This window comes from Paenibacillus sp. JJ-223 (genome assembly GCF_927798175.1).
Lineage (GTDB): Bacteria > Bacillota > Bacilli > Paenibacillales > Paenibacillaceae > Paenibacillus > Paenibacillus hubeiensis.
Window position 1 is genome coordinate 195,572 of the sequence record NZ_CAKMMP010000011.1, and the last position, 24,818, is coordinate 220,389.

Here is a 24,818-nt window from a genome sequence, read left to right on the forward strand (position 1 = left end):
GACTGGCTTCTTTATTATGCGGATGCTATGTGCAGTGTCTTTGTTACATCTCATCCTCTATCCAAACAGGTTTGCTACTGAACGATATCTCACTCGCGTTCGCTGCCCGAATCTGCGCAACGAGCAACTTTCGGCAGTTTTTCACCGTTTTATAAACCCTTTGCCTTCAAGATATGTCTTCATTTGCAGCCTTGCCGGCTCCGTAAGACGTTTCGCCATCATTTCGGACCATGTCGTCGAACGCTCGCCTTGGGTGCGCTCCTGCATATATGCTGCAAATGTTTCATCGTACTCTTTCATGCCTTGCAGCGTCTGTTCAGCCTGGTAGCGGCCATGGTGCAGCACCGCCTGCAGCGGCAGTCTTGGGCGAATGCCCGTATCTTGATCCGCTACGCCGATGCACATGCCATACACAGGGTATACGCCTTCAGGCAATCCCAGCAGTTCCGAAACTTCGCTGATCCGCGTACGAAGACCGCCGATATATACAATTCCGAATCCGAGCGACTCCGCCGCAAGCGCTGCGTTCTGGGAAGCAAGGGCCACGTCGATCGTCGCTACCATGAAATTTTCCATGCTATCTTCGAACGATTCTTTCTCCGGCGCATGTTGAACTGCGGCTTGCTTGAGACGATACAAATCCGCGCACCACACCAGGAAAACAGGGCATTGATCAATGTAAGCCTGGTTGCCCGCAAGCTCGGCCAGCTTCGCCTTCTGGTCTTTGTCGGTAACCGCAATAACCGTGTAAGCCTGCACATTGCTGGAGGTAGAAGCCATTTGACCCGCCGAAACGATGGCGGCCAATTGTTCCTCGCTAACCGGATCAGGCTTGTATTTCCGCACGGAGCGGTGCTTCATCATCAATTCAATGGTTTCGTTGTTCATGCTCATTCACTCCCAATCCTCGTAATACAAACTCGACGGTCTGTTCCACTAGCTTCTCCGGATCGACATTCGGGTAGTCCAGCATAAATCGTGTGTTATGGGCCCTTTTGTGGGCAAGCGCCACGCTTAATACCTGAAGCATGCCATATGTGGCCGACTCGATGCGGAATACTCCCTGCTCCTTGCCTCTTTCTAACAATTCGGTCAGCTTGGTCCAGATCGGCTCCAGGAAACGAATGACGGAAGCGGCGCGGTTGGTCCGCAGCGCCATCTCCAATTGCACGATATCACTCATGTCCCGGTCCGACAGGGTGAACCTGACAATCTCGCCGATGACGAGACTTACCCCCTCGGCTGGTGACATGGACTGAATGATCTCATCCAAATCATCCGGAATACGGATCAGGAAATAACGTTCGAACAGCGCTTCAAACACTTTCTCTTTGCCGCCAAAATGATACGAAACGAGCGAAATATTCGCTCCCGCCTCGTCGCAGATCTGCCGCACGCTCGTCCCGTCATATCCCTGCTGGGCAAAGAGCTTCTTCGCTGCCACCAAAATCCTCGTTTTGATATCCAATTCCGGTTCCGTCATTCCGTTCTCTCCCCTTGTCCGTTCTATTCAAGCGCCCGGCACGCTCGGACTGCATGCCTGATCTCTACCTGTTATTATGAAAGTTTGTGTCAAAAAGTGCAAGGCATGTCATGTGCCGTTTCCGCAAAGCCAACACTCCAGAACAGGCGAACACCCCGATGAATTCCATCGGGGTGTTCGGTCGATCGCAGCGATGAGGGTATCTGCATCTGCGTCGCATGCCTTCATTTTACTTAACCGTTAACCGGTGCCGGGTTTGGCGCTACTGCAGGCATACGGCCTTTTTTGAGCAACGTCGCCAGCAAGGACAGCGCCACCGCAACGACCAGAATGATCGCAATCGTTCCTGCGGCCGCCTGTGCTCCGGGACCGCCGAGCTGAACGCTCAGAATGCCCTGTACCGCATATGTGGCTGGTAAATATTGTCCCAAACCGCTGTAGAACCCGTTCAGCAGTTCACGCGGCACCATCGCGCCGGAAGACACCAGCTGCAGGGACAGCGAGATAATGTTGAACACACTTCCTGCCGGTCCGAACAGGATCAGGAAAAATTGGGAGAAGAACATAAATGTGCACAGGAACAATGCCTGGAACATCCAGAACGCGATAAAGCCTTGTTCGAATTGTCCCCCGAGGGCCACGATCAGAGAGGAACCAACAAGGGATACAAGCAGCGCGGATCCGATGTTAATGATCACTCTTGCCCCGAACAGCGACAGGCGCGAATGCATCGCTGCCAGCATGCCCATGGCTCCTTGCACGTTCATTCCCATGATCATTGCTCCCACATAGGAAGCCAGCACCATCATCATCGGCACCATTTGGTTATTCATGCCGTTCACCTGATTGATGGATGTCGTTGTTCCCTCCACGCGGGAAGTCAACGAAGCGGCTGCCGAAGCCGCTTGGTCGGCAGGTGCGCCGGAAGCGGTCAATACCGCTTGAACGCCTTGTGCAGATGCCTGTTTGTTGATCGTGTTGGTCACGCTTTGGGAAACGCCTTGCATCATGCTTTTGATCGTAACCGGGTTTGCTTCGTTAAGCGTGTACTTGATCTGTGCCGTGGAGCCCGGCGTTTGAAGCACCTCGTTGAATCCGGCCGGGATGTCAAGCACCATGTGCACCTTATGATGCTCCAGTTGGTCCAGCGCCTCGGCGCTGCTCAGATTGGCCACGGTGTGGAAAGGAAGCGTTTGGGCCAAGCTGTCTGCAATCCCTTGGGATTGCGTGCCGTCCTCATTGACGATGGCTACCGTCAGTTCTTTCGTTCGATCATTGACGCCGGAGTAAGCCGTCATCCAGATCACGCTGAAAATGACTTGGAACATCAACGCCGTCACAATGCCGATAATGACTGGCGGTTTCTTTAAAAGAGCGCGTAAAGCTCGCAGCATAAAGTTTGTCCTCCATCGGATATTTAGTTTTACATTGATTTAAACAATCGTTTGAATCAAACAGTCGTTTAAAATTTTAAATGGAGTTGTCTGTATTGTCAACCCGGTTTTCTGAAAGATGCAGAAATACACACTAGCATTTTCATTAAAAAACGGAGATCAACTGTCTGGCATCTCAACCTTGCGAACAGATAAAAATGCACGGTCCGTCTTGGCGGGCCGTGCAAAGTGCTCACATCTATTTCAGGTTTCTGTATTCATCAAGCCAAAAGAACCACCGCGACGTTACCCGGCACGCCGCTGGAGCTTCATACGCTGCAAGCGCAACGCGTTCAGCACGACCGATACCGAACTGAATGCCATTGCTGCTCCGGCCAGCCAAGGAGCCAAGAAACCGGCCGCAGCGATCGGGATGCCCAGCACGTTGTACCCGAGCGCCCAGAACAAGTTCTGCTTGATGTTGCCCATCGTGCGGCGGCTCATCTCGATCGCGTCGGCGATGCTGTTCAGATCGCCGCGCATCAGCGTGATGTCGGCCGCTTCCATCGCTACATCCGTCCCCGTTCCGATCGCCATGCCGATATCGGCCGTAGCAAGCGCAGGCGCATCATTGATGCCATCGCCGACCATGGCGACCTTGCGGCCGCTTTCCTGCAGCTTCTTCACTTCCGCAGCCTTGCCCTCAGGCAGGACTTCGGCGAGAATGTGCTTGATGCCCGCTTGTGCCGCCACGGCGCGGGCGGTACGCTCGTTGTCGCCCGTAATCATAATGACATCAATCCCCATCGCATGCAGACGACCGACGGCCTCACGGGACGTTTCCTTGATCGTATCCGCAACGGCAACGATGCCTGCCCATTGACCGTCCACCGCGACAAGCATTGCCGTGCGCCCTTGCTCTTCAAGCTCGTGCATACGCTGCAGGGCCTGCTCCGGCACGTTCACCTGAGCATCGGCAAGCAAACGGCGGGTCCCCACCAGCACCTGCCGGCCACCTGCCACTGCATGTATACCGTATCCGGGTATGTTTTCAAATTGTTCCGCTTGTCCAGGTTCCAAGCCCTTGCCCCGGATTCCTTCTACAATGGCTTCCGCCAAAGGATGCTCGGATCCTTGCTCCGCGGCGCCTACCAGTTCCAACAGCTCGGGCTCGTGCCAGTCCCCGGCAGCAACCACGTCCGTCAGCACCGGTTTACCCTCGGTAACCGTGCCCGTTTTGTCCAGCACGACCGTTTGAATCTGCTGCGCGGTTTCCAGGTATTCGCCTCCCTTAAACAGGATGCCGAACTCCGCTGCCCGTCCCGAACCGGCCATGACGGACGTCGGCGTGGCAAGCCCAAGGGCGCAGGGGCAGGCAATAACCAGAACGGCAATGGCTTTTTCCAGCGAACCCGCAAAATCTCCGGGACTGACGAAGAAATACCAAATCAGCAGCGTCAACGCCGCAATGCCGACAACGATCGGCACGAATATGCCTGATATTACGTCCGCAATGCGTTGGATCGGCGCTTTGGAGCCTTGTGCCTGCTCAACGACTTTGATGATTTGCGAGAGTGCCGTATCCGATCCGACCCGAGTGGCCCGCAGCCGCAATACGCCATTTTTGTTCAGCGTGGCACCCGTAACCGGATCGCCCGGTTGTTTGTCGACCGGCAAGCTCTCCCCGCTCAGCATGGACTCGTCGACCGACGAACGTCCCTCTTCCACCACGCCGTCGACCGGGATGCTGTCGCCCGGCTTGACGATCACCAGATCGCCAACGGCAACATAAGCGGAGGGAATGACAACTTCCTTGCCGTCGCGAAGCACCCGCGCTTCGCGCGGAGCAAGCTCGATCAGGCTTTTGATCGCCTGAGAGGAGCGTCCTTTGGCGACCGCTTCAAACCATTTGCCGAGCAAAATTAACGTAATCAGAATGGCGCTCGTCTCATAATACAGTTCAACCGAAGGGACGGCGACCGCCGTACCCATTCCGCCATGGTCCATAGCCGGCTGAGTCCCGTATCCACTGCTCAGGGTCAGATATAAACTGTAGAAAAAAGCTGCGCTCGTTCCCAGCGCAACGAGTACATCCATGTTCGCGCTGCCGCCCCGCAGTGCTTTATACGCTCCGACATAGAACTGCCAGCCGATCACGAATTGTACCGGTGCTGCCAGCAGCAGCTGGAACCAAGGGTTCATGAACAAATCGGGCACCCAGATCCAGGATGTAAATGAGAAATGACCGACCATCGCCCAGAGCAAAGGAATGGACAGCAGGGCAGAAACGATCCACTTCCATTTTTTGCGCTGCAATTCGCGTTCGCGGACAGACTGGTGTTCTTGCTCGCCCTGCTGCACTTCAGCGCCATAACCGAGGTGTTTGATCTTGGCCATGATGTCGGACGGCTTCAACGTGCCGGCGGCATATTCCACATGCGCCGTCTCCAGCGCAAGATTGACGTTTGCCCGCGATACGCCGGGCAAGCGGGACAATCCTTTCTCGATGCGGGCTGAGCAAGCGGCACAGGTCATGCCCGTGATGTTCAGGTCCAGCGATTCCGAGGCGGTGCCGTAACCCAGTGCCTCTACCTTGTCGCGCAAGCTGGAGACGTCCACCATTTTCGGATCATACGAAATCGTCGCTTGCTCCGTGGCCAAATTCACGTTGGCCTGATTCACGCCCTCCATCCGGGACAATCCCTTTTCGATCCGGCTCGAACAAGCCGCGCAAGTCATGCCGATAATCTGCAGCGTGGTCTGTACTCCAACCGGAGACGTCAGCGCATTCGAATCTTGATCGCTTGCCGTTGTCGATGATTTAACCATAACACAGTCTCCTTTCCCTATTCCAGAAATACCCCTAAGGGGTATAAAACAAGCCGAAATCCGGGCTTAAACGCCCGCTTCCGACTCTCTTAAGGGAAGCTGCGCTTAAACCCAATACGATCGCTTATTGCTTAACTTAGGCTACGTCATAACCTTGATCTTCAATCGCTGCCTTAATTTGTTCCACGCTCACGCTTTGCTCGTCGTATTCCACAGCAACGGTTCCCGCTGCCAGATCAACCTGGCCTTTCGCTCCTACACTTTTAACGGCTTCCTCTACGGATTTGACGCAATGGTTGCAAGACATGCCTGCAACGTTCAATGTGATGTTGGACATCGTTCATTCCTCCTTAGTATATATTCATCATTTCATGAGCTTTCTGACCGTAACAAGCAATTCGTCTACAACCTCATGCTCTCCGGCCTGAATGCGTTCGACGATGCAGCTCTTCATATGCCCTTCCAACAGCAGCTTGCCGACCGAGCTCAATGCGGATTGCGCTGCAGCGATTTGCGTAAGCACATCGTCGCAATACGTATCCTTCTCAATCAGCCCTTTGATCCCGCGAATCTGCCCCTCCACGCGGTTCAAGCGGGAAATGAGATTGCTCTTCATCTCCTGGGAATGATGGCTCTTGCGAACCGGTTTCCCGTCTGGTCCCGGCGTATGACAGGCATTTGCCTGCGTTTCCGGCAGCGAACCTTCTTGCCCCGCTGCGGTTACCGCCCTTTCCATCTCTTCATGGGGATGGCTCTGATGTTCCATCATGAACACCCCTTTTCAAATGATTTCTGAATTCAATATAACATACCCCATAGGGGTATTCAAGCCCTATTTCTTCTCGCTATCAATTGTTCATCATTTCTTCATGAGGGGCTTACGTTCGCAAAATATATTCCATTCTGCTGCTGCGGACGGCGAAACCAAGTTTCTCGTAAAAAGTCTGCGCTCCCTCGTTGAACGACGATACCGTCAACTCCACGCTGTCTGCCTGAAGCTCCTTGCCCAGTTCGATCAGTTCTGTCATGATTCGCTGCCCGACGCCTTTTCCCTGCCACTTTCGATCCACGACAACTTCGTTGATATACAGCATATCCCGGTCAAGCAGCACATTCAGGTTCCGAATCTGCTGCCATTGGGCGCTGGCAAATCCGACGATCTCCCCCGCTTCAAGATCCTCAGCAACGAATAGGTATCGGGTATCCTTTTCGAGCCACTCCTCATACTCGCCCGGCTCCAAGCGGGGCTGAAGGGCCCGATAGATATCCGATCTCTCTTTGACGTGTTGTTCATGCAACTCATCCATTAACGCGGAAATGCCGATATAATCTTTAACCCTGGCACGTCGAATCAAGAGCTTGTCCATAAACTAATGCCACCTCGCCACTTGTTTCCATGATTATACATTACCGGTTGGCAAGGTGCCCAGACGTGTCATAACACCATAAAAACGTTACCTTCTGATGAAATGATCCAAAAAATCGACACTTACCTATTCCAAACCTTCATTTTTTGTATAAAAATGAAGGAAGTGCTCGAATGATGACGAAAATCATACAAGTACCATGGAAAAACATAACGGGGATTGACGTAAATGAAACCGAAACGGGAAATTGCACTACCGCTTATGATCGGCATTTTTTTGCTGATCACGGTAGTTAGCCTTTATCAATGGTTAGTGCCACCGATGAAGGAAGTCGAGGCCAAAAACGGGGTGTTTGACGCCCGTCAATGGAACTTCGAAGCGGACGGCTACTTGCCGCTGCGCGGGGAATGGGAGTATTATGCGAACCGGCTGCTGACTCCTGTGGATTTTGCCGAGGACGACGGCAGTCTGTCCAAGATCCGCAAGCTGAAGAATGTCCCGAATGAAAAAACCAATGCGCTCTCCTCGGCCAACCCCAACAACCAAGGGGCTGGAACCTATCGTTTGCTCGTTGAAGTGCCCGAAGACGGAATGTACGGACTTCGCGCCAAAAAAATCCGCATCTCATCGCGCTTCTTCATTAACGGCCAGGAAATGGGAGGCAGCGGGAAACCCTCGATGACTTCGGAACACTTCGTACCAAGCAACACGCCCTATTTTCGCACATTTCAATTGAACAAAGGCGTAAACGAAATCATCGTGCAAACGGCTGCGTTCAACAACCTGGGCGGCGGCATGGTTCAGACACCCGAGTTCGGCTTGGCTACCCAGATTGGCAAACGCGTTGATGGGGCAAGGCTCGCCGATATGGCCATCATTGCCATGCTGTTTTCATTCGGTCTTTATTATGCCGGCATGTTCAGGCAATGGGGCAAGGAACGCTACCTGATGCATTTCTGCCTGTTTTGTCTGGCGACAGGTCTTTTTATCAGTATCGACAACGAAATTCTGGCGCTAATCATCTTTCCGGATATGCCTTTTCCTTTTCTGCAGAGATTGCTGTTTTTGCTGCCGATCGCTTCATTTTATTTTTTTGCAAGTTACGTGCATTCATACACCGACGAGACCAACTTCTTTTTGTTTAAATGGCTTGGGTCATGCGCGATCGTTCTTACGGTCATTTTGCTCGTGCTTCCCAACGATTATCTTCCGTTTTCCCTGGCGCTTGGAATACCGATACAGATATTTGTGTTTTTCCTAATCGTAAGAGCCATTTTCCGAGGGAGAAGAAAAGGCATTAACGATCGCCATCATCTGCTTCTCGGTTGTTTCTTTCTTGCGGTCTACTGGATTTTCGGGGAGCTGCGATACTTGTTTGCCCTGGACAATCCCTATTTCATGGTAGGGACGCCGCTGCTTCTTTTATTATCCCAGGCCCTGCTCATCTCCGACCGGCTGCAGGACAACTTTTTACGGAGCGAAAGCCTTGCAGAAAGACTATTGATTTACGACCGTCAGAAGGATGAGTTTTTGGCCAAAACATCCCATGAACTGCGGACGCCGTTGCACGGCATCGTCAACCTGTCCCAATCGCTCCTCGACAGTACGGAACACCCGCTGCAGGAAGATCACCGCGAGAACATCATGCTTCTCCATCTGATGGGCCGAAGGCTGTCGGGGATCGTCAATGACATTCTGGATCTGAATCGGATCAGGCATGGCCAATTCGTGATCCATCCGACCCCCGTCAACGTGGGCACTTCCATTCATTTCGTCTTGGAGACCCTTTCGATCGCGCCGATCAACAAAGAGGTTCGTCTCGTCAACAAGCTGCCTGATGCGCTTCCCCTGGTCTATGCCGACGAAAATCGTTTGAAGCAAATTTTGCACAACCTGATCGAAAACGGGCTGAAATTCACGAAACGGGGGACGGTGACCGTATCCGTGGAATGTCTTGAGGAGGAGATGGCTATATCCATCACCGATACGGGACCAGGCATCCCTGCCGAAGAGCTGGATAACATCCTGCAGCCCTATAATCAGTACAAGGACAGCTTTCAGGACGATACTTCAGGGGGCCTCGGGCTCGGCCTTAGCATTTCCAAACAGCTGATCGAGCTGCAAGGCGGTCGCCTGGAGGTAGCATCGCAGCTGGGACAAGGTACCCGGTTCACGTTTACCCTTCCGTTAGACAAACAGTCTGAAGCCTCGGCCACGGCACCGACCGTCTCCTTGACGGTGGACGCGGAAACGATGAACGATATGCTGCATCCCAGCCGCCTCGCGCCTTTTCACGCGCTCATCGTCGATGACGAGTTGTCCAATATGAAAGTGCTCGTCGATGTTATATCATCGTTGGGGTACGCCTATACCGCGGTCGGCAGCGGCGAGGAGGCTCTTGAAGTGCTGCGTGACGGCTCCAAACCGGATATCGTTTTATTGGACCTGATGCTGACGGGTATTTCGGGAATCGAAGTATGCCGCCAAATTCGCGAGAGACAGGGCCTGGCCGAGCTTCCTGTCCTGATGCTGACCGCTTCGGGACAGACCGGCGATATCGTGGCTTCGTTGAACGCGGGAGCCAACGATATTTTGCAAAAGCCATTCGAGCTTGCGGAATTGAAAGCAAGGGTCCGCTCCCTGCTGGAATTAAAAAATTCCTCCGAGCAGGCAGTTCGCAGGGAAATGGACTTCTTGCAGGCACAGATTATGCCCCACTTCCTCTACAACAGCTTGAACAGTCTCGTAGGGTTGAGTTACACCGACCCCATCAGGCTTAGAGAAACGATCTATCACCTGACGACGTACCTCCGCTCCAAGTTTACGTTTGTTTTTCATAGCGAACCGATTACCTTCGAACGTGAACTGGAACTGGTACAAGCTTATGTTGCCATTGAAAATCTCAGGTTCGGCGAGAGATTGAATATTCGTTATGAGCTTGAAGAGAATTTGAAATGCCTGATCCCCCCTCTCACGCTGCAGCCGATTGTGGAAAATGCTGTTCGCCACGGCATCGGGCCAAAACCCGAAGGCGGTACGTTGTTGATCTCTGCGCATAACCGGAACGGCATCACGGAAATCGTCGTTGAAGATGACGGCGTTGGCATGAGCAGTGTTCAGCTGGAGATGCTGGAACGCGATCAGGCTTCAGGCATCGGTTTTCGGAACGTGAATCGCCGCCTGCAGATGTTGTACAATTTAAGGCTTGAAATCAGCAGTGTGCAAGGGAAGGGAACACGGGTTAAGCTTACTGTACCGGAGGTAAGAAATGTTGAAAGCAATGCTGGTTGATGATGAAAAAATCGCCCTGGATGTGTTGGAAATTTTGCTGAACGAAATCGGCGGCGTTCAGGTCGTCCGCAAATGCCAGCTGGCAGCGGACGCACTGGCCTGTGCTGCAACCGTACAGCCGGACATCATTTTTCTCGATATTGAAATGCCCGGGATCAACGGTCTGGACGCGGGCAGGCAGTTATCTCTCCTGTGTCCGGATGCAGAGATCGTTTTCGTGACGGCTTATCAGCAGTACGCGGTACAGGCATTTGATGCCCGCGCCATCGATTATTTGCTTAAGCCCGTTGCGAAAGATCGTCTGCAGGAAACATTGCAGCGTTACACCCGTTTGCGGCAAAGACGCGACGAATCAAAAGCCTCCGCAGTCCAGGAGTCCGTCGTGCAAACCAAACAGCTTCAGCTCAAAGTACTCGGCGGACTGGAACTGTACAATTCCGGCGGCAAGCTGATCACGTGGCGAACCAAAAAGACAAAGGAGCTTTTCGCCTACCTGTGGTTCCAACGGGGAAAACCGGTTTATCGTTATCACCTGCTCGATGATCTCTGGCCGAATATCGACGTCGAGCGTGCACAGGCCTTGCTTCATACGACGTTGTATAACTTGCGGAGCCTTTTGAAATCGGAAGGGTTCGTCAACAAAGTGGAATTCGGCGACGAACGCTATTGGATGCATGCGCATTGGATCAGCAGCGACATGACTCGCCTGGAGTCCTTGCTGGAGTCGGAAAGCGGCAATGTCCGGGAACTGTTGGAGCTGTACAGGGGAGACCTGCTCGAAATGGAATATTACCAGTGGGCCGACGTCAAAAGGGAAGAATTGCGGAGCAAATTTATCAGGCACTTGGAGAAGCTCCTGCCCAATGTAGACGAGGAAATTCGCTCCATGTTGCAGAGCAAGCTACTGGAACTGGATTACATATGATTATCGACGTTTTCCAATGCCTCCGGAGGTATTCTTCTTTCTGCAAGAGAGCAGACGAAGCCAAACAACCACTTGCAGCGGACAGATTAAATGAATAAGACGATGCCAAAAGCGGGCACCCGATCGGGTGTCCGCTTCGTTTGCGTTTGAATAAGCATCGTTGTTTCCGCTATTTTTTGGACGTTGTATCCGCTTCGTCAAATGCTACCGGTGAAGGTTTTGCCGCCCAAGCGTCTGCCTGCGGCTCAATGTCCACTCCGTTCAGAATCTTTTTCTTTTCCATCAGGGAATCCCCATCCTCGTCCAGCTTGTTGCGGATTTCGGCCTCGTCCTGAGGCTGGTTGTTTTGCTTCATGATGGACTCCTCCTCTTCATTATGGGTGTAATGCTTCTTAAGTAATTTACCCAATTTGAACGCCATCATTCGAAAAATGCATAACGCCTGCCTGAAAAAATGCAGAGAGGCAAATCGATCTTTGCCTGCACTTCACAACCTAAAAACGTATGGATCAGTCTCCCTGCCTTACAGCTCCCGCTAGATGCAATACGTTTTATTTCATCCACGCTATTTAAAGTCTACATGCTTGTCCAGGATGACTTCCTCCATCTTGATCTCCAGTTCGTGAACTGCCGGAACAAGCGAAAATTTCACCTGCTCCAACGAAGGTGGGAGTGCAGGCACAACCCGGTAGCTAAGCTGAGCATCGCTACCGCTACCACGACTGCCTTCTCGAAGAACCATGTGTTCACCCTGAGCACTGGTGACCTCCAGCATCAATTGCGGTTTGAGAAAGACATGCTCTGCCTTGGGCTCCCGGTGGTGAATGTCGAGATGCACAATGCTTTCATGATCATATTGCATGGCATGTGTAATCACATAATCGCAGCCGTCCTGCGTCGTTTGTTTCATAATCGGAAGCACACCCGTCAGTTTGGTTTCCTCCTGGGGGACAAACGGTCGTTTGGGCATTGGCTGTACACTGCGAAGAACATGGCGAATGTCCTCCTCCTTCATGTCCAGTCGCTCCACCCACTCATCAATGGTTTTCTGATCCGGATGATGGTAAGCAGCCCCCGTAATGCTTTTTCTTGCCGCCACCAGCCTTAACAGCTGTTCATCGATCTGCTTCACCTGATCATTGTATTCAAACGGAATTTCCCGAAATTCAGCCCAGCCCATAGACATGATCCTAATGATCCTCCTTTACATTCCAAACTCTTCTATTAATCCTGTTTCGATCTAGCCCCCAGTATACAGCAATTTTTCTTCAAACTGGAGCTATAAGCCATAAAAAAGCACTCTGAATGCCGTTCATCGGCAACCAGAATGCTTATTTCAAGGACGCTTCTTGTTCCTGCCAGCCTGCACTGTCTATTCCTTGTCCTGGCGGGCGAGCGACGCAAGCGCACGCAGCGCGGCATCGATCTCGCGCTCCACGGCCTTGGATACCGCATCCGTATGCGGGTCGTATTCGGCAGCCAGGTCGCTGTCCGCAAAGCCGTCGATCGCCACGATCGCTCCGGCGCGCGCACCGCGCAGGGTGCTCACGATGTAGAGCGCTGCAATCTCCATTTCGGCCGCCAAGGCTCCCGCTTGTTTATACTTGCGGTGGGGAATTTCCTCCACGCCTGTAAAGAACGCGTCCAGCGTCACCGTAATGCCGACGCCGAGCTTACCTTGCTCGCCTTCTCCGGCTTCCGCAGCCGCTAGCAGCGCTCGGGTCACATCCATGTTTGCAACGGCGGGGAAACCGTCGGGCACGAGCTGACGCGTCAAACCGTCCGTACGAACCGCCGCCGTGCTGACGATGACGCTGCCAGCCGGATAGTCGGCCGTATACGAACCGGCCGTGCCGACCCGGATCAGCGTCGTTACGCCGGCGCGAATCAATTCCTCGAAGCACACTGCGGCTCCTGGACAACCTACGCCATGGCTGACCACAGCCAGCCTCACACCCTCGTAATCACCTACAAACGTACGATATTCGCGGCTGAACGCCAGCTCCCTGGCTCCGTCCAGTTTGCGGGAGATTTTCTCCGCACGGGCCGGATCACCGCACACGATGGCGTAAGCGGGCATATCCTCCGAATGAATCTGCAAAATCGGCATCAACATGTCAATCAAACTCCTTTTTCGTCCACTCGTCTTCCGGAATCGGCAAATCCTCGCCCGAGAAGCGCTGTTCTTTGAACGGATCGGCAAAATGGTGGAAACCGTTGCTCTCCCAGAAGCCATTGCGGTCCTCCGTCATAAATTCCAAACCGCGAATCCATTTCGCGCTCTTCCAGAAATAGAGCTGCGGCACGACGAGGCGCAGGGGATAACCATGCTTCGGCGTCAGCGGCTCGCCGTTATATTTGAAGGCGAGCAGCACGTCATCGTGCATCAGTTCCTCCAAAGGCACATTCGTCTCATAATCATGGTCGGCGTGGACCATCACATATTTCGCTTCCGGCTTGACGCCGAGAATCTTCACGAAATCCGAGAAGCGGATGCCTTCCCAGGACGTATCAAACTTGGACCAGCGCGTTACGCAGTGGATGTCGCTGACCGTGTTCACCTGCGGCATCGCCTGCAGCTCGGCGAAGGAGAACACCCTTTCCTCCCACACTTCGCCAAACACTTTCAGATCCCAGGTGGACAGGTCGTATTCCGGCACTTCTCCTTCGTGCAGGATCGGGAATTTTTCCGTCAACACCTGCCCTGGGGGCAGGCGGTCGCCATATACTGAACCGGCCTTCGACGCCGGGGCCTTCGTTTTTTTCAGACGTTCAGCCTTGTTATGCAATTTGCTTTCCTCCCTTGCTCGATTGGCGCGCCGACGTTATTTCGCCAGCGGGCATTCAGATTAACGCGAGCTTCCGCCCGCTTTTTGCGCGTCCTGCGCATAAGTCCGATCTTTGAAAAAGAACATGGCCACCAGCGTCACGATATACGGAAGCATCATCGTGAAATGCGTTGGCAGGGAGAAGCCCTGCAAACGAATGCTCAAAGCTTCCATGAAGCCGAACAGCACGCTGGAGCCCAATACGCCAAGCGGGTTCGCCTGCCCGAGCATCGTCGCCACGAGCGCGATGAATCCGCGTCCAGCCGTCATGCCTTCGGTGAACATCGTCACCTGGCCCAGCGACAATTGCGCTCCCGCCAACGCGCACAGCACGCCGCACATCAGGACGGCGCCGTATTGAATGCCGCGCACCTTGATGCCGATGCTTTGCGCAGCAATCGGATTTTCGCCGACCGAGCGCAAGCGGAATCCGGAGACGCTTTTGAACAGATAGAACTGGAGCGCAATGACAAGCACGATCCCCAAATACACGAGCGGACTGTGGCCAGAGAACACGTCCCCGACCCAGGGGATGTCCTTGATCAGCGGAATGTCCCATTTCGGAAGTCCCTGCATGTCCTTATCGTAATATGCGCCTTTTACGTCGAAAATCGCGCGGAGCGCAAAGGTCGTCAGCCCTGCCGCCAAAAAGTTGAGCGAAATGCCGACAACGATGGCATTCGCCTTGAGATTAATGCTGATGAATGCGAATAAGGCCGAAAACAACATGACGATCACGATGGAGAACAGCACGGCCAGCAATACGTTGCCGAACAGGTAGTTTCCCACGATCGCAGAGAAAGCGCCGATCAGCACGAGTCCCTCCAGTCCGACGTTGAACAGTCCGACACGGGAACACAAGGCCCCGCCAAGCGCCGCAAGCAGAATGGGAGTCAGGATCCGCAGGGTCGAGCCAAACAAGGCTGCATCAAACAGTTGCTGCATTGGATTTCTTCTCCTTTCTCCGCTTCAGGAATGAATAACCGATCTGCGCCGACACGAACAGGGTCAGCACGGCTTGAATTACGCTGCCGACTTCCAGCGGCACATCCGTGTTGCGCTCCATGCCCATCGCTCCCGTCTGCAGAGCAGCGAGCAAGATGGCCGCTACGGCCGTTCCAAGCGGATGCGAGCGGGCCAGCAATGTCGCCATGATGCCGCTCCAGGCATAACTGGCCGAAGACAGAGAGCCGTCCAGGAAGCGGTACTGCGTGCCAAGAACCTCTCCTGCACCCGCCAGTCCGGCGAGTCCGCCGCTGATAATCATGGACAGCATCATGATGCGAATGCGGCGAACCCCGCCATACGTCGCAAAGGACGGGTTGCTGCCGAGCATGCGGATCTCATATCCGGTCACCGTTTTATACGTAAAGAAATAGATCAGAACTGCCGCCACGATGGCAATAATGAAGCCGGCATGCAAACTCATGCCCTGAAACAGCTTCGGCAGCCAGACGCTCTGGTCGATCATCGGCGTCTGCGCCATGGCGGCGGAGCCGGTGCGGTCCTTGAACGGGTAAGATACCATATATCCCCCGAACCAAATCGCAATATAGTTGAGCAGCAGTGTGGTAATGAGCAGATTCATGCCGAACCGCGCATCCAGCCAGCCTGCCAGCAGGGACCATATCCCGCCTGCCAGAATGCCTGCGACGATCGCGGCAATACATACGAACCAGCCTGGTCCCGGAAGGTAGAGCGCCGTAAGCGCTGCGCTGAGTCCGCCCAGAATCATCTGCCCCTCGGCACCCATGTTGAAAAATCCGGCACGGAAAGCCAGCGCGACGCCTAAGCCCGCCAGAATGATCGGCGTGGATCGGGCCAGCGTGTTGGTGAAGAAATAGAAGTTCCCGAAGGCCCCCTTCCACATTTCCCCATAGGTTTCGATGACGTTCCCGCCAACGACGAGAATCGCGATTGCGCCGGCCAGCAAGCCGATCAATACGGCAAGCAGGGGCTGCACAAGCCCGCGAAGTGAGTCTTTTAACCGATTCATACCCGCTCTTTCCCTCCTGCCATTAACAAGCTGATCTGTTCTTCCGTCGCATCCGCCGCGTTCAGTTCGCCGGCGATCTCGCCTTCGTACATGATGATGATGCGGTCGGACAGCTGCAATATTTCAGTCAATTCCGAAGAGACAAGCAAAATGCCGGCTCCCTCATTGCGTTTGCGCAATAACTCGGCATGGATGGTTTCCATCGCGCCGATGTCGACGCCGCGGGTAGGCTCGGCGGCGATCAGAAACGGCGTGTCCTGAGCGAATTCGCGCGCCGCAATCAGCTTTTGCAAATTACCGCCGGACAAAAACTGTGCCTTGGTGTCAGCCGATCCCGTTTTGATGCCGAACTGCTTAATCCAACCTTCCACCATCGCCCGGGCTGCCTTGGCTTTGATCAGGCCGCGGGATTGCAGGCGGTAATGATGGCCCATCAATCCATTCTCGCGTACGCTGGCATCCTTCGCCGCTCCCCACATGTAGCGGTCTTCCGGAATATGCGCCAGACCCTGCTCGCGGATGCGCCGTACCGGCCAGTTCGTCGTATCCTGTCCGGACAGCAGCACGCGCCCGCTGTCCGCCTTGCGCAGCCCTGCAATCACCTGAATCAGCTCGGACTGTCCGTTGCCGGAAATGCCCGCCACACCGACGACTTCGCCCTTGCGAACCTCAAGCTGAATGTTTTTCAGTGGCGAGCGGTCCTTGGCACCGGACAAATTGACGCCTTCCACCCGAAGCACGGCTTCGGCCGGAACGGACGGCTGTTTGTCCATGCGTACAAGCTCGCGCCCTACCATGAGACGGGAAAGCTCCTCCACGTCGGTATCCTTCGCATCCAATGTGCCCGTGACCTGACCGTCGCGGAGCACCGTGATCCGGTCCGCCACATCCATCACTTCCTGCAGCTTGTGGGTGATCAGGACAAACGTTTTGCCCAATCTGGCGAGCGATTTCATGTTTGCCAGCAATTCCTTCACTTCAAGCGGCGTCAATACGGCAGAAGGCTCGTCCAGAATGATGATGTCCGCACCTTGATGCAGCACCTTCAGAATCTCCACGCGCTGCTGCATGCCAAGGGGACATTCGGCTACCTTTTTCCACGGATCGACCGGCATCCCGTACTTCTTGCCGAGCTCGTTCACCTGCGCAGCCGCCTGCTTGCGGTCAAACACCCCGGCCGATAAAGGCTCGCGCCCGATGACGATATTCTCGGCAACCGTAAAGGATGGAAACAGCATGAAATGCTGGTGTACCATGCCGATGCCGCAGGCCATAGCCTGCGAAGGGGTGGCAAAGCTCACCTCTTTCCCACGGACGCGGATCGTTCCCGATGTAGGCTGCTCCATACCGTAGAGCATACGCATCAACGTTGTTTTTCCGGCACCGTTCTCGCCTACAAGGGCATGGATCTCCCCTTCGCGCAGCGTAAAACGGATGTCCCGGTTGGCCGTGAATTCGCCGTATTTCTTCGTAATCTGTTCCATCTCCAACAGCATTTCCCTCATTCGCTCCCCTCGGTCTCGGACATGATAATAGCAGCAAAACCGGCTGCCTGATTGGGCAGCCGGCTGATCAACATGTCAATCACTCCATAATCGACACTTCAATCTTACTGTTGCAGTGGATCTTTGACGACGATTTTGCCGGATACGATATCATCCTTGATCGCTTTTACTTTGTCGATCACTTCTTGTCCCACGAAATCGCTCAGCGGGGATTCGCTGTCACGCGTAACGAAAGTCAGGCCAACGCCATCTTCCTTCAGGCCGTAGTTTACCGCGCCAGCCTTGAAGCTGCCCTCCACAAAATCCTTGACGGTTTGATAAGCAACGGTATCCGTGGATTTCAACTGGGACAAAACGATGTGTTCCGGATCTTCAACAGTACGGTCCGTATCCTGTCCGGAAGTGTAGAATCCTTTTTCCTTCGCTGCTTCGAACACGCCCAGATCGCCTACAGCCGATGCGCCGGCGATGAAGTCGGCACCTTTGCCGAATTGAACCAACGCCAATTCTTTAGCTTTGGCCGGGTCATTGAAGCCGCCGACATAGTTTACCAGGAACTCGGCATCCGGGTTAACGGATTCCAGACCTGCTTTGAAACCTTCTGTATATTTCTTGATCAGAGGCACGTCTACCGCTGCGATCATGCCGACTTTATCCGTTTTGGTGGACAATCCGGCTGCAGCGCCGAGCAGGTAAGCCCCTTCGTACTCGCGGAAACCGACGCTGCGCACGTTAGGCAGGTCTACCGTTGTGTCCACGATCGCGAATTGCTTGTCCGGATTTTCGGCAGCCACTTTTTTCAGGGCATCTTCCGCTTGGAACGTAGCGGTAATGATCAAGTCGTAATTCTCGGCAACAGCGGCACGCAAATTTTGTTCAAACGCAGCCGGGTCTGTCGATTCGATCGTTTTCGTATCTACCTTGAACTCTTCGCCCGCTTTTTTGAAACCTTCATCCATTTGTACGAAGAACGGGTTAACCCCGATTTTTTCGGGAAGCACCAGCGCCATGCGGAGCGATTTTCCGGAATCGCCACCTTGCGCGGATTGTTCGTCTTTAGAGGCCGAATTTCCGCAAGCAGCCAGCAAAATAGCGACCATAACGATGGATAAGACGAACGATAAACCTCTTTTCATTTTTAAACTTCCCCTTTTCCACATTCTTTTGTTATCATCCTATCGGATAATGTCGATCCTTGTCAATAAAACTTTAACCGTATACACTCTTTTAAATGGCTTAATGTGACATCCTTCATTGCGGCAACTTTGAACGACAATGATATCTTTGTTTTTTTCGTTGACATCCTCCGCTTCACCGTGCTAAATTCATTCCAATCTTTAAATTCGGATAGGATTTGTCAGAATTTTAATGCTTTTCATCCAAACTTTCAATACATATTTCCTTTAAGGAGGCATTTCCTTTGAAAAAAATGACTCGCGCCACACTCGCCGCACTGCTTGCGGCCCCGATTACGATCGGCAGCATTGGCCTGCCCCTCACTCCGGCATCCGCTGCAACGGCGTCCACGCCGGGGCAAGCTTCGGCCCCAGCATCATCAACAGCGGCAACGCATGCCGAAAGCGCCGCTGATTACGCCCAATTCCTGCAAGCCAAGTATGGCGTGCGGCTGCCGGCACAGATCACGAAGGGCGACTTTATTCAAGCCGTTGCCGCCATCACCCAAACCGCTGAGGCTGATGCTGCCGCAGATCAGGCGGCTTCGTTTACCGACCTGAAGGCCGGCGACGACGTCTATGATGCCGCAGCTTCGCTGTTTAACGCAGGCATTCTCACTTCTACCGAAGTTCGGGCAGACGATACGCTCGGCACTTATGCCGCAGTATACCTTGCCGTCAAAGCAGCCGGCTTCAAGGAGCTCGCTTATACGTACCCTGAAGCAAAGGTGAAGAATGCGCTGGCCAAAGCGGGCATTTCCAAAAATCGCGTCCAAGGACAAGCCGCTCAGGAGCTGGCCGCTGCCATCGATACGGGGCTGTTGCCAGCAAGCCTGTACCCTGCGTTGCGCAAAGGCGGGGCAGCAAGCAAGGATTTCGCCAATGTATTGCTTGGACAGGTGCTGACCAGTCTGGGACAATACAAAAATGAAATCGGAAGAGCCGGCGACCCGGATATTTACTCCAAACTGTATGCCGCATACCGCACGGCTGATCTGATCGATGCGCCTGAGCTGAGGAAGATCGTCGATCAGGCATTGCGCGACAATCTCGTCACAGGTTACAACCTGAAGGACGAACGTTTTAATTCGAATTTCATCGATGAGCTGACATTGACGTATGGTCATGACGACATCAAACATGCCGCACAGCTGATCGGCCTGCTGCGCAGCGAAGGCATCGATGCAGACATACAGTTCCAGCCGAAAACATCGGCATTCATTTATTTGAAGGAATGGGGCGAGCCGAAAGAAACCCCGGATTATAAAGTAACGCAAATCGAAAACGGCAATTATATCGCTTATGCCAAAGAATACGACATTCAATTCGAGTTCAACAATGCGGCAGACAAAGCCCGATTTAACGACATCGTTGCAAAATATGCCAAAAAGAACAGTGACGGCACGTCCCCGCTGATTCATGCTTCCTGGTGGCAGCCGCTGTATTACTCGCCAACCGCCATTGACGGTTACCCGGTTATTTCCAATACCAAAATCGCGCTTGGCCATTATTACGCGCAATCCTTCTCCCTAAAAGAGCAGGCGCCAACGATTCGCGATGGGTTCCGCAAGCTTGCCCCGGATGCCGATATTTCCGGATACGACTTCTGGGTGGATCAGCCGTTTTTCAATTACCTGAACGGCGAATCGGAATAATTACGAACCATACCGCATTCATGAACCTGCAGCGACTAGTCGCGAAGGCTCACGAATGCGGTTTTTTGATCTTTCTCCAGAGGTTAACAATTTTTTTATCGAATCGTCCAAAATCATGAAGGAATTACCAATACGAGGTCGAATAACATAGATACATAAACACGCATTTACTTACACATATCTGCAAGAACAGGAGTTTTCCATGGTATACGATGGGATTTTGATCGGTGTGATCGTCGGGCTGTTTCGGGGCGGATTTCGCCATGGTCTTGCCCAATTTTCAACGTTAAAGTTGAAAGGCGGCTGGATTTTCCCGTTATTGCTGCTTGGCCAGTTTCTGATTTTTTACGTACAGGAGAAGTGGACTTGGGTTGCTTCTATTAATGGTTACTTGTTTGGAGCCGTGTATGTCACCGGTCTCGTTTTCCTCTGGATGAATAGGAAGTATCCGGGGTTTACATTGATCTGGATCGGGGTATTTCTCAATTTTGCCGTCATGGCGGCGAATGGCGGTCGGATGCCCGTTTCAGTGGAGGCTTCTGAGGTACTGGGTCCGTACTATGTGGATTTATTGCAGCAAGGGGGTGCGGTCTCCAAACATTTTGCGATGGATGCCTCTACCCGGCTATCTTTCCTTGGTGACATTATCCCCTTGTCCAGTCCCTATCCGCGCACCCAGGTCATCAGCATCGGCGATGTGGTCATGAACTTGGGCATCTTCCTGTTTATTCAGCACATGATGGTGGACAAGAACCGGAAGAAAGCCAAGGCTCCCGAAGCACGTCAGGCATAAACGGAATGGTTCTGCCATCCGATTCCAAGGAAGGGAGGTTCAATCCATGAAAAAATTTGAAAACATCAAATATTCTCGCCTTGTCATCAATGCAATCATCGTAGCTTCCGTTGTTGTGGCTTTAACTTCCGGATACAAGCTTGGCGGCTAATAACTCCAAACTTGCCAACTAACGAAAACAGGCTGCCCAAGCAGCCTGTTTTTTCGTTCTGGATTTTTGCCCAGCAACTTGTTATGGTATACATCGATATAGTATAAGCGGATACAACATCACGAGCAGACTAAATCAAGCGGGAGAATTGGCATGAACTTCATTCGTAACCTTATCCATAAAGCAGATCGCAGCAGCGTGTATACCATTTTGCTATGCTGCGCGGGTATCGGTGGTTTTCTGTATATGAACAGGTGGTCTTATTTTCATCTCTCCATGGATGATTGGGTTATGGTATATACCATGCTCGGGGCCGCGCTGATCCTCGACTACTTCACGTTCCAGATACCGCCCAAAGGCAATCAGCAATCGATGGATTCTTCCGTATATCTTGCATGCATCTTCATGTTCGGCGGCGCCTTCAGCCTGTCGGTGCTGCTTCCCGTCTCTCTCATTCTTCTGATCAAGGATCGCAAGCTTGCCTGGTGGAAGCATATCATCAATTTCAGCATTTATGTCCTCATGATCGCCGGGGCCGCAGCCGTATTTGCTTGGACTGGCGGCAAACCCGGCCTGCTGGACGGATACAACCTGTTCCCTTATATTGCTGCGCTGGCGGCGTACTTCATTATTAATACGTTCACGCTTGGACTCTTCTTTCATTTCACAACCAAGGATGCCCTTCAGCAGATGAAACGCGCCTTCGTCACGGAGTCGCTGCTCGTCTACCTGTGTACACTCATTCTCGCGCTGGTTTTAACGATACTGGTTAGCCATAACGGCGTACTTGGATTACTGCTGTACCTCAGTCTTACCATTTTGCTGTCGCATGCGTTCAAACAACTGTTTCTCATGTATCAGGACATTGAGGAAAAGGCCAACAAGGACCAGCGCACAGGACTGTTCAACCACAGCTATTTCGAAAACATGCTCGAAAGCGAGCTGGCCAAGACCCGCATTCAAGGAACGTCGCTTTCTCTGGGATTAATCGACATCGACGATTTCAAGAAATACAACGACCGCTTCGGGCATCTGCAAGGAGACAGCCTGTTGTCTTTTTTCGGCAAATTTCTGATCCAAAAAACGAAAGGCACACCGTTTACCGCTTTCCGTTACGGCGGGGAAGAATTCACCTTGCTCATGCCGGGCCTGGAGGTGGACGAAGCGTTTACGTTCATGAATGCACTGCGCAAACAACTGAACGATACTCCTTTTGAAGGTGTGGAGGTTTTCCCGCATGGCTGCCTTTCCTTTTCCGCTGGCGTTGCGCAATATGAAACAGATATGTACAACAAGTCCCAACTCGTAGACCAGGCGGACAAGGCACTCTATTACGCCAAGAAACAAGGCAAAAACAATGTGCATCGCCATGGCAGCAACGACGGCATGGAGCAGGAGATCGACCTGGTGCAGGACGTGCGGGATATCGAACAGCAGCTCAACTTGTTCCGGTACAAGGATATGGATACATTTAAACATTCGAAACGGGTATACAAATACGCGATCGATATCAGTGAACGCATGCAGCTGGACAATGCCGACAAACGGCGATTCGTGCTGGGTGCATTGATTCACGACATCGGCAAACTGGAAATCCCCTGGTCTTTGCTCAACAAAAAAGAAAAGCTCACCGCCGATGAATGGGAAACGATCAAAGGCCATGTCACCTGGGGCAAAAAAATGGTCATGACCAACGAGCGGTTTGCGGACCTGATCCCTTACATTGAGCTGCATCATGAGCGGTACGACGGGAAAGGTTATCCTTACGGCCTCAAGGGGGCCGAAATTCCGCGGTTATGCCGCATGCTGACGGTCATTGATTCATTCGATGCGATGACGACGGAGCGGCCTTACCAAAAAACGAAAAATATGCAGGAAGCCATCGATGAGCTTCGCAGGTGCTCAGGCACGCAATTCGATCCCGAACTGGTCGAACTGTTTATCGGGTACATCCAAACCAAACTCTCCTAACGCTCCTGACCCGTATAACCGGACTGTAGTTCAGCAGAACGTCAAAGCGCTATCCCCATACAATCCGGGGATAGCGCCATTTTTTTTCGAAATATTAAATTCCAAGAAAACACTGTTCATGCAGGCGGCCATAATTCGTATTCGAACCCATTCCCTGTTCTACGAACGCTATTATCGCTGAGCGTTCAGTTCATGCGAAGTCTGAACCAATTCCTTGATCATTTGCTGCAAAAACATGCTGTCCTGGCGGCTGATTCCATATTGATTATCCTGCAGAATCATTTGATGGATGTTTTTTTTGAGCAACTCGCTGCGACGTTCCAATACCTCTTGATTCATGTTGATGCATTCACTCCTTAACATGGTTTGTCATCATTTAACGCTCTATATAAGTATAAAGAACCTTGGCGGTTCGGGAAAACGGGGTCATCCATGCTTAGCCCTCCACATCGGGCTTAACAGTTCATCAGGGATACCCACCATGTCTGTTCGCAAAGATCCTCCCGGATGCTCCTGCATACAGCCCAATCGCCATATCCCCCCACCGGGCTATGGTCTTCGAGAACGGTTGCGTTATAATGAGGCCATGCCATCAATCTTGTCATGTTTGTTGACTTTGAATTCTATCTAAGGGGTTATGCTTGGTGTCCTACAAACAGATCAAATGGATGATATTGCTTATTCCAACCGTCACGGTCGGACTATGGGAGTATATTCGCCACCAGTTTCTGATGCCCTATCTCTCCATGGACGCCGGAAACTGGCTTACGCCGGTCATCGTGTATCTGGTCAGCGTAACGCTGCTCAGCCGCCTGTTCAATATGCTGGAGAGTGCCAGGGCTGCTCTGGAGCAGGAGCGATCCACCAAAGCTGCGCTGGAAGCCAGGGATCAGCTGGCCAGGGAATTGCATGACGGCATTGCCCAGTCGCTCTTCCTGCTCTCCGTCAAAACGGATAAAGCCGAGCGCAGCCTGGCCGGAAGCGAACACGAGCGAGATATCCGTGAAATTCGCAAAACGGTTCAAGAAGCGAATGATTATGTAAGGCAAGCCATCTCCCAGCTCCGATACGTGCCGGGACATTCGGCCATGCCGGGAAAGGCACCCCTTCTCGGCCAGGTCAAATCGATTGTCAACGATACCGTTCCCTCAGCTCGCGTTCATTGGCAGCTCGATGCCACCTTTTTGACGCCGAAAGAGCAGGTCGAACTTTTGGCTTGCATCCGCGAGGCATTGATGAACGTACGCAAGCATGCAGAGGCCACGGATGTCCGGATTGATGCAAAAGGCGATTCCACGTTCTGGACCATTCGAATCGAGGATAATGGCGTGGGGATCAACGGTGACCCGTTTGCCCTTAAGGAACGATACGGACTGAGAATCACGAAAGAACGTGCCGCGCAGATGAGCTGGTTCTTTTCGCTGGAATCCAAGCCGGGGCTTACCCGCATAACGATCGGAAAGGGGAATGACTGAT

The 24,818-nt window shown here is 52.8% G+C and carries 22 protein-coding genes; 6 read left to right on the forward strand and 16 right to left on the reverse strand.

Features of this window, described 5'->3' with window-relative positions; all coding sequences use genetic code 11:
* Nucleotides 1–141: 141 nt before the first annotated feature.
* The 7 genes from nfsA to L6H98_RS19820 all read right to left on the reverse strand — a co-directional run bounded on the left by nfsA (nucleotide 142) and on the right by L6H98_RS19820 (nucleotide 7,052).
* Entirely contained in the window at nucleotides 142–888 is a 747-nt protein-coding gene (gene nfsA, locus L6H98_RS19790) for an oxygen-insensitive NADPH nitroreductase (protein WP_236417660.1), read from the reverse strand.
* Nucleotides 869–1,483 carry a TetR family transcriptional regulator gene (locus L6H98_RS19795; RefSeq protein WP_236417662.1) on the reverse strand — a complete coding sequence of 205 codons (615 nt, stop codon included), beginning with the start codon at nucleotides 1,481–1,483 and terminating at the stop codon, nucleotides 869–871. Before L6H98_RS19795 ends, nfsA begins: the two co-directional genes overlap by 20 nt.
* Nucleotides 1,484–1,716: 233 nt before the next feature.
* Nucleotides 1,717–2,877, reverse strand: a complete 1,161-nt coding sequence (locus L6H98_RS19800; RefSeq protein WP_236417664.1) for an ABC transporter permease — start codon at nucleotides 2,875–2,877, stop codon at nucleotides 1,717–1,719.
* 285 nt (nucleotides 2,878–3,162) lie between these two features.
* The gene (locus tag L6H98_RS19805) at nucleotides 3,163–5,685 is read right to left on the reverse strand and encodes a heavy metal translocating P-type ATPase (RefSeq protein ID WP_290371466.1); all 2,523 of its coding nucleotides are present in this window, start codon (nucleotides 5,683–5,685) and stop codon (nucleotides 3,163–3,165) included.
* Between the two features lie 136 nt (nucleotides 5,686–5,821).
* Nucleotides 5,822–6,022 (reverse strand): copper ion binding protein, encoded by a 201-nt coding sequence (locus tag L6H98_RS19810; protein WP_236417666.1) that lies wholly within the window; start codon nucleotides 6,020–6,022, stop codon nucleotides 5,822–5,824.
* A 27-nt stretch (nucleotides 6,023–6,049) separates the two neighbouring features.
* Nucleotides 6,050–6,451 (reverse strand): metal-sensitive transcriptional regulator, encoded by a 402-nt coding sequence (locus L6H98_RS19815; protein WP_236417789.1) that lies wholly within the window; start codon nucleotides 6,449–6,451, stop codon nucleotides 6,050–6,052.
* Between the two features lie 112 nt (nucleotides 6,452–6,563).
* Entirely contained in the window at nucleotides 6,564–7,052 is a 489-nt protein-coding gene (locus L6H98_RS19820) for a GNAT family N-acetyltransferase (protein WP_236417667.1), read from the reverse strand.
* A 228-nt stretch (nucleotides 7,053–7,280) separates the two neighbouring features.
* On the opposite strand from L6H98_RS19820, the gene L6H98_RS19825 reads away from it, so the two are divergent.
* Nucleotides 7,281–10,343: an ATP-binding protein gene (locus tag L6H98_RS19825; protein WP_236417668.1), complete on the forward strand. Its 3,063-nt coding sequence runs from the start codon at nucleotides 7,281–7,283 to the stop codon at nucleotides 10,341–10,343.
* Nucleotides 10,321–11,268 (forward strand): response regulator, encoded by a 948-nt coding sequence (locus tag L6H98_RS19830; RefSeq protein WP_236417669.1) that lies wholly within the window; start codon nucleotides 10,321–10,323, stop codon nucleotides 11,266–11,268. The genes L6H98_RS19825 and L6H98_RS19830 overlap by 23 nt, the downstream gene beginning before the upstream one ends.
* A gap of 169 nt (nucleotides 11,269–11,437) precedes the next feature.
* Here the strand turns inward: L6H98_RS19830 and L6H98_RS19835 are convergent, their stop codons facing one another.
* The 8 genes from L6H98_RS19835 to L6H98_RS19870 form a co-directional block, all read right to left on the reverse strand.
* Nucleotides 11,438–11,623, reverse strand: a complete 186-nt coding sequence (locus tag L6H98_RS19835; RefSeq protein WP_236417670.1) for a hypothetical protein — start codon at nucleotides 11,621–11,623, stop codon at nucleotides 11,438–11,440.
* Nucleotides 11,624–11,833: 210 nt separating this feature from the next.
* Nucleotides 11,834–12,454, reverse strand: coding sequence for a hypothetical protein (locus L6H98_RS19840; RefSeq protein ID WP_236417672.1), 621 nt, complete (start codon nucleotides 12,452–12,454; stop codon nucleotides 11,834–11,836).
* A 186-nt stretch (nucleotides 12,455–12,640) separates the two neighbouring features.
* The gene (locus tag L6H98_RS19845; RefSeq protein ID WP_236417674.1) at nucleotides 12,641–13,384 is read right to left on the reverse strand and encodes a nucleoside phosphorylase; all 744 of its coding nucleotides are present in this window, start codon (nucleotides 13,382–13,384) and stop codon (nucleotides 12,641–12,643) included.
* A 1-nt stretch (nucleotide 13,385) separates the two neighbouring features.
* Complete coding sequence (locus L6H98_RS19850; RefSeq protein ID WP_236417676.1) at nucleotides 13,386–14,057, reverse strand: sulfite oxidase-like oxidoreductase; 672 nt, start codon at nucleotides 14,055–14,057, stop codon at nucleotides 13,386–13,388.
* A 60-nt stretch (nucleotides 14,058–14,117) separates the two neighbouring features.
* The gene (locus tag L6H98_RS19855; RefSeq protein WP_236417678.1) at nucleotides 14,118–15,041 is read right to left on the reverse strand and encodes an ABC transporter permease; all 924 of its coding nucleotides are present in this window, start codon (nucleotides 15,039–15,041) and stop codon (nucleotides 14,118–14,120) included.
* Nucleotides 15,025–16,092 (reverse strand): ABC transporter permease, encoded by a 1,068-nt coding sequence (locus L6H98_RS19860; RefSeq protein WP_236417680.1) that lies wholly within the window; start codon nucleotides 16,090–16,092, stop codon nucleotides 15,025–15,027. Before L6H98_RS19860 ends, L6H98_RS19855 begins: the two co-directional genes overlap by 17 nt.
* Nucleotides 16,089–17,588 (reverse strand): ABC transporter ATP-binding protein, encoded by a 1,500-nt coding sequence (locus tag L6H98_RS19865; protein ID WP_236417790.1) that lies wholly within the window; start codon nucleotides 17,586–17,588, stop codon nucleotides 16,089–16,091. The genes L6H98_RS19860 and L6H98_RS19865 overlap by 4 nt, the downstream gene beginning before the upstream one ends.
* Nucleotides 17,589–17,701: 113 nt before the next feature.
* Complete coding sequence (locus L6H98_RS19870) at nucleotides 17,702–18,733, reverse strand: BMP family protein (RefSeq protein WP_236417683.1); 1,032 nt, start codon at nucleotides 18,731–18,733, stop codon at nucleotides 17,702–17,704.
* Between the two features lie 293 nt (nucleotides 18,734–19,026).
* On the opposite strand from L6H98_RS19870, the gene L6H98_RS19875 reads away from it, so the two are divergent.
* From L6H98_RS19875 to L6H98_RS19885, 3 genes are all read left to right on the forward strand, one after another.
* A complete protein-coding gene (locus tag L6H98_RS19875; protein ID WP_236417792.1) occupies nucleotides 19,027–20,427 on the forward strand; it encodes a hypothetical protein in 1,401 nt (466 codons plus the stop codon).
* Between the two features lie 202 nt (nucleotides 20,428–20,629).
* Nucleotides 20,630–21,220 (forward strand): DUF5317 domain-containing protein, encoded by a 591-nt coding sequence (locus L6H98_RS19880; protein ID WP_236417686.1) that lies wholly within the window; start codon nucleotides 20,630–20,632, stop codon nucleotides 21,218–21,220.
* A 304-nt stretch (nucleotides 21,221–21,524) separates the two neighbouring features.
* Nucleotides 21,525–23,342, forward strand: coding sequence for a diguanylate cyclase (locus L6H98_RS19885; RefSeq protein ID WP_236417689.1), 1,818 nt, complete (start codon nucleotides 21,525–21,527; stop codon nucleotides 23,340–23,342).
* A gap of 171 nt (nucleotides 23,343–23,513) precedes the next feature.
* On the opposite strand, the gene L6H98_RS19890 is transcribed toward L6H98_RS19885, so the two are convergent.
* Nucleotides 23,514–23,681, reverse strand: a complete 168-nt coding sequence (locus tag L6H98_RS19890) for a hypothetical protein (protein WP_236417693.1) — start codon at nucleotides 23,679–23,681, stop codon at nucleotides 23,514–23,516.
* A gap of 305 nt (nucleotides 23,682–23,986) precedes the next feature.
* Between L6H98_RS19890 and L6H98_RS19895 the strand changes: the two genes are divergently transcribed.
* Nucleotides 23,987–24,817 (forward strand): histidine kinase, encoded by an 831-nt coding sequence (locus L6H98_RS19895; protein WP_236417696.1) that lies wholly within the window; start codon nucleotides 23,987–23,989, stop codon nucleotides 24,815–24,817.
* Nucleotide 24,818 lies beyond the last annotated feature (1 nt).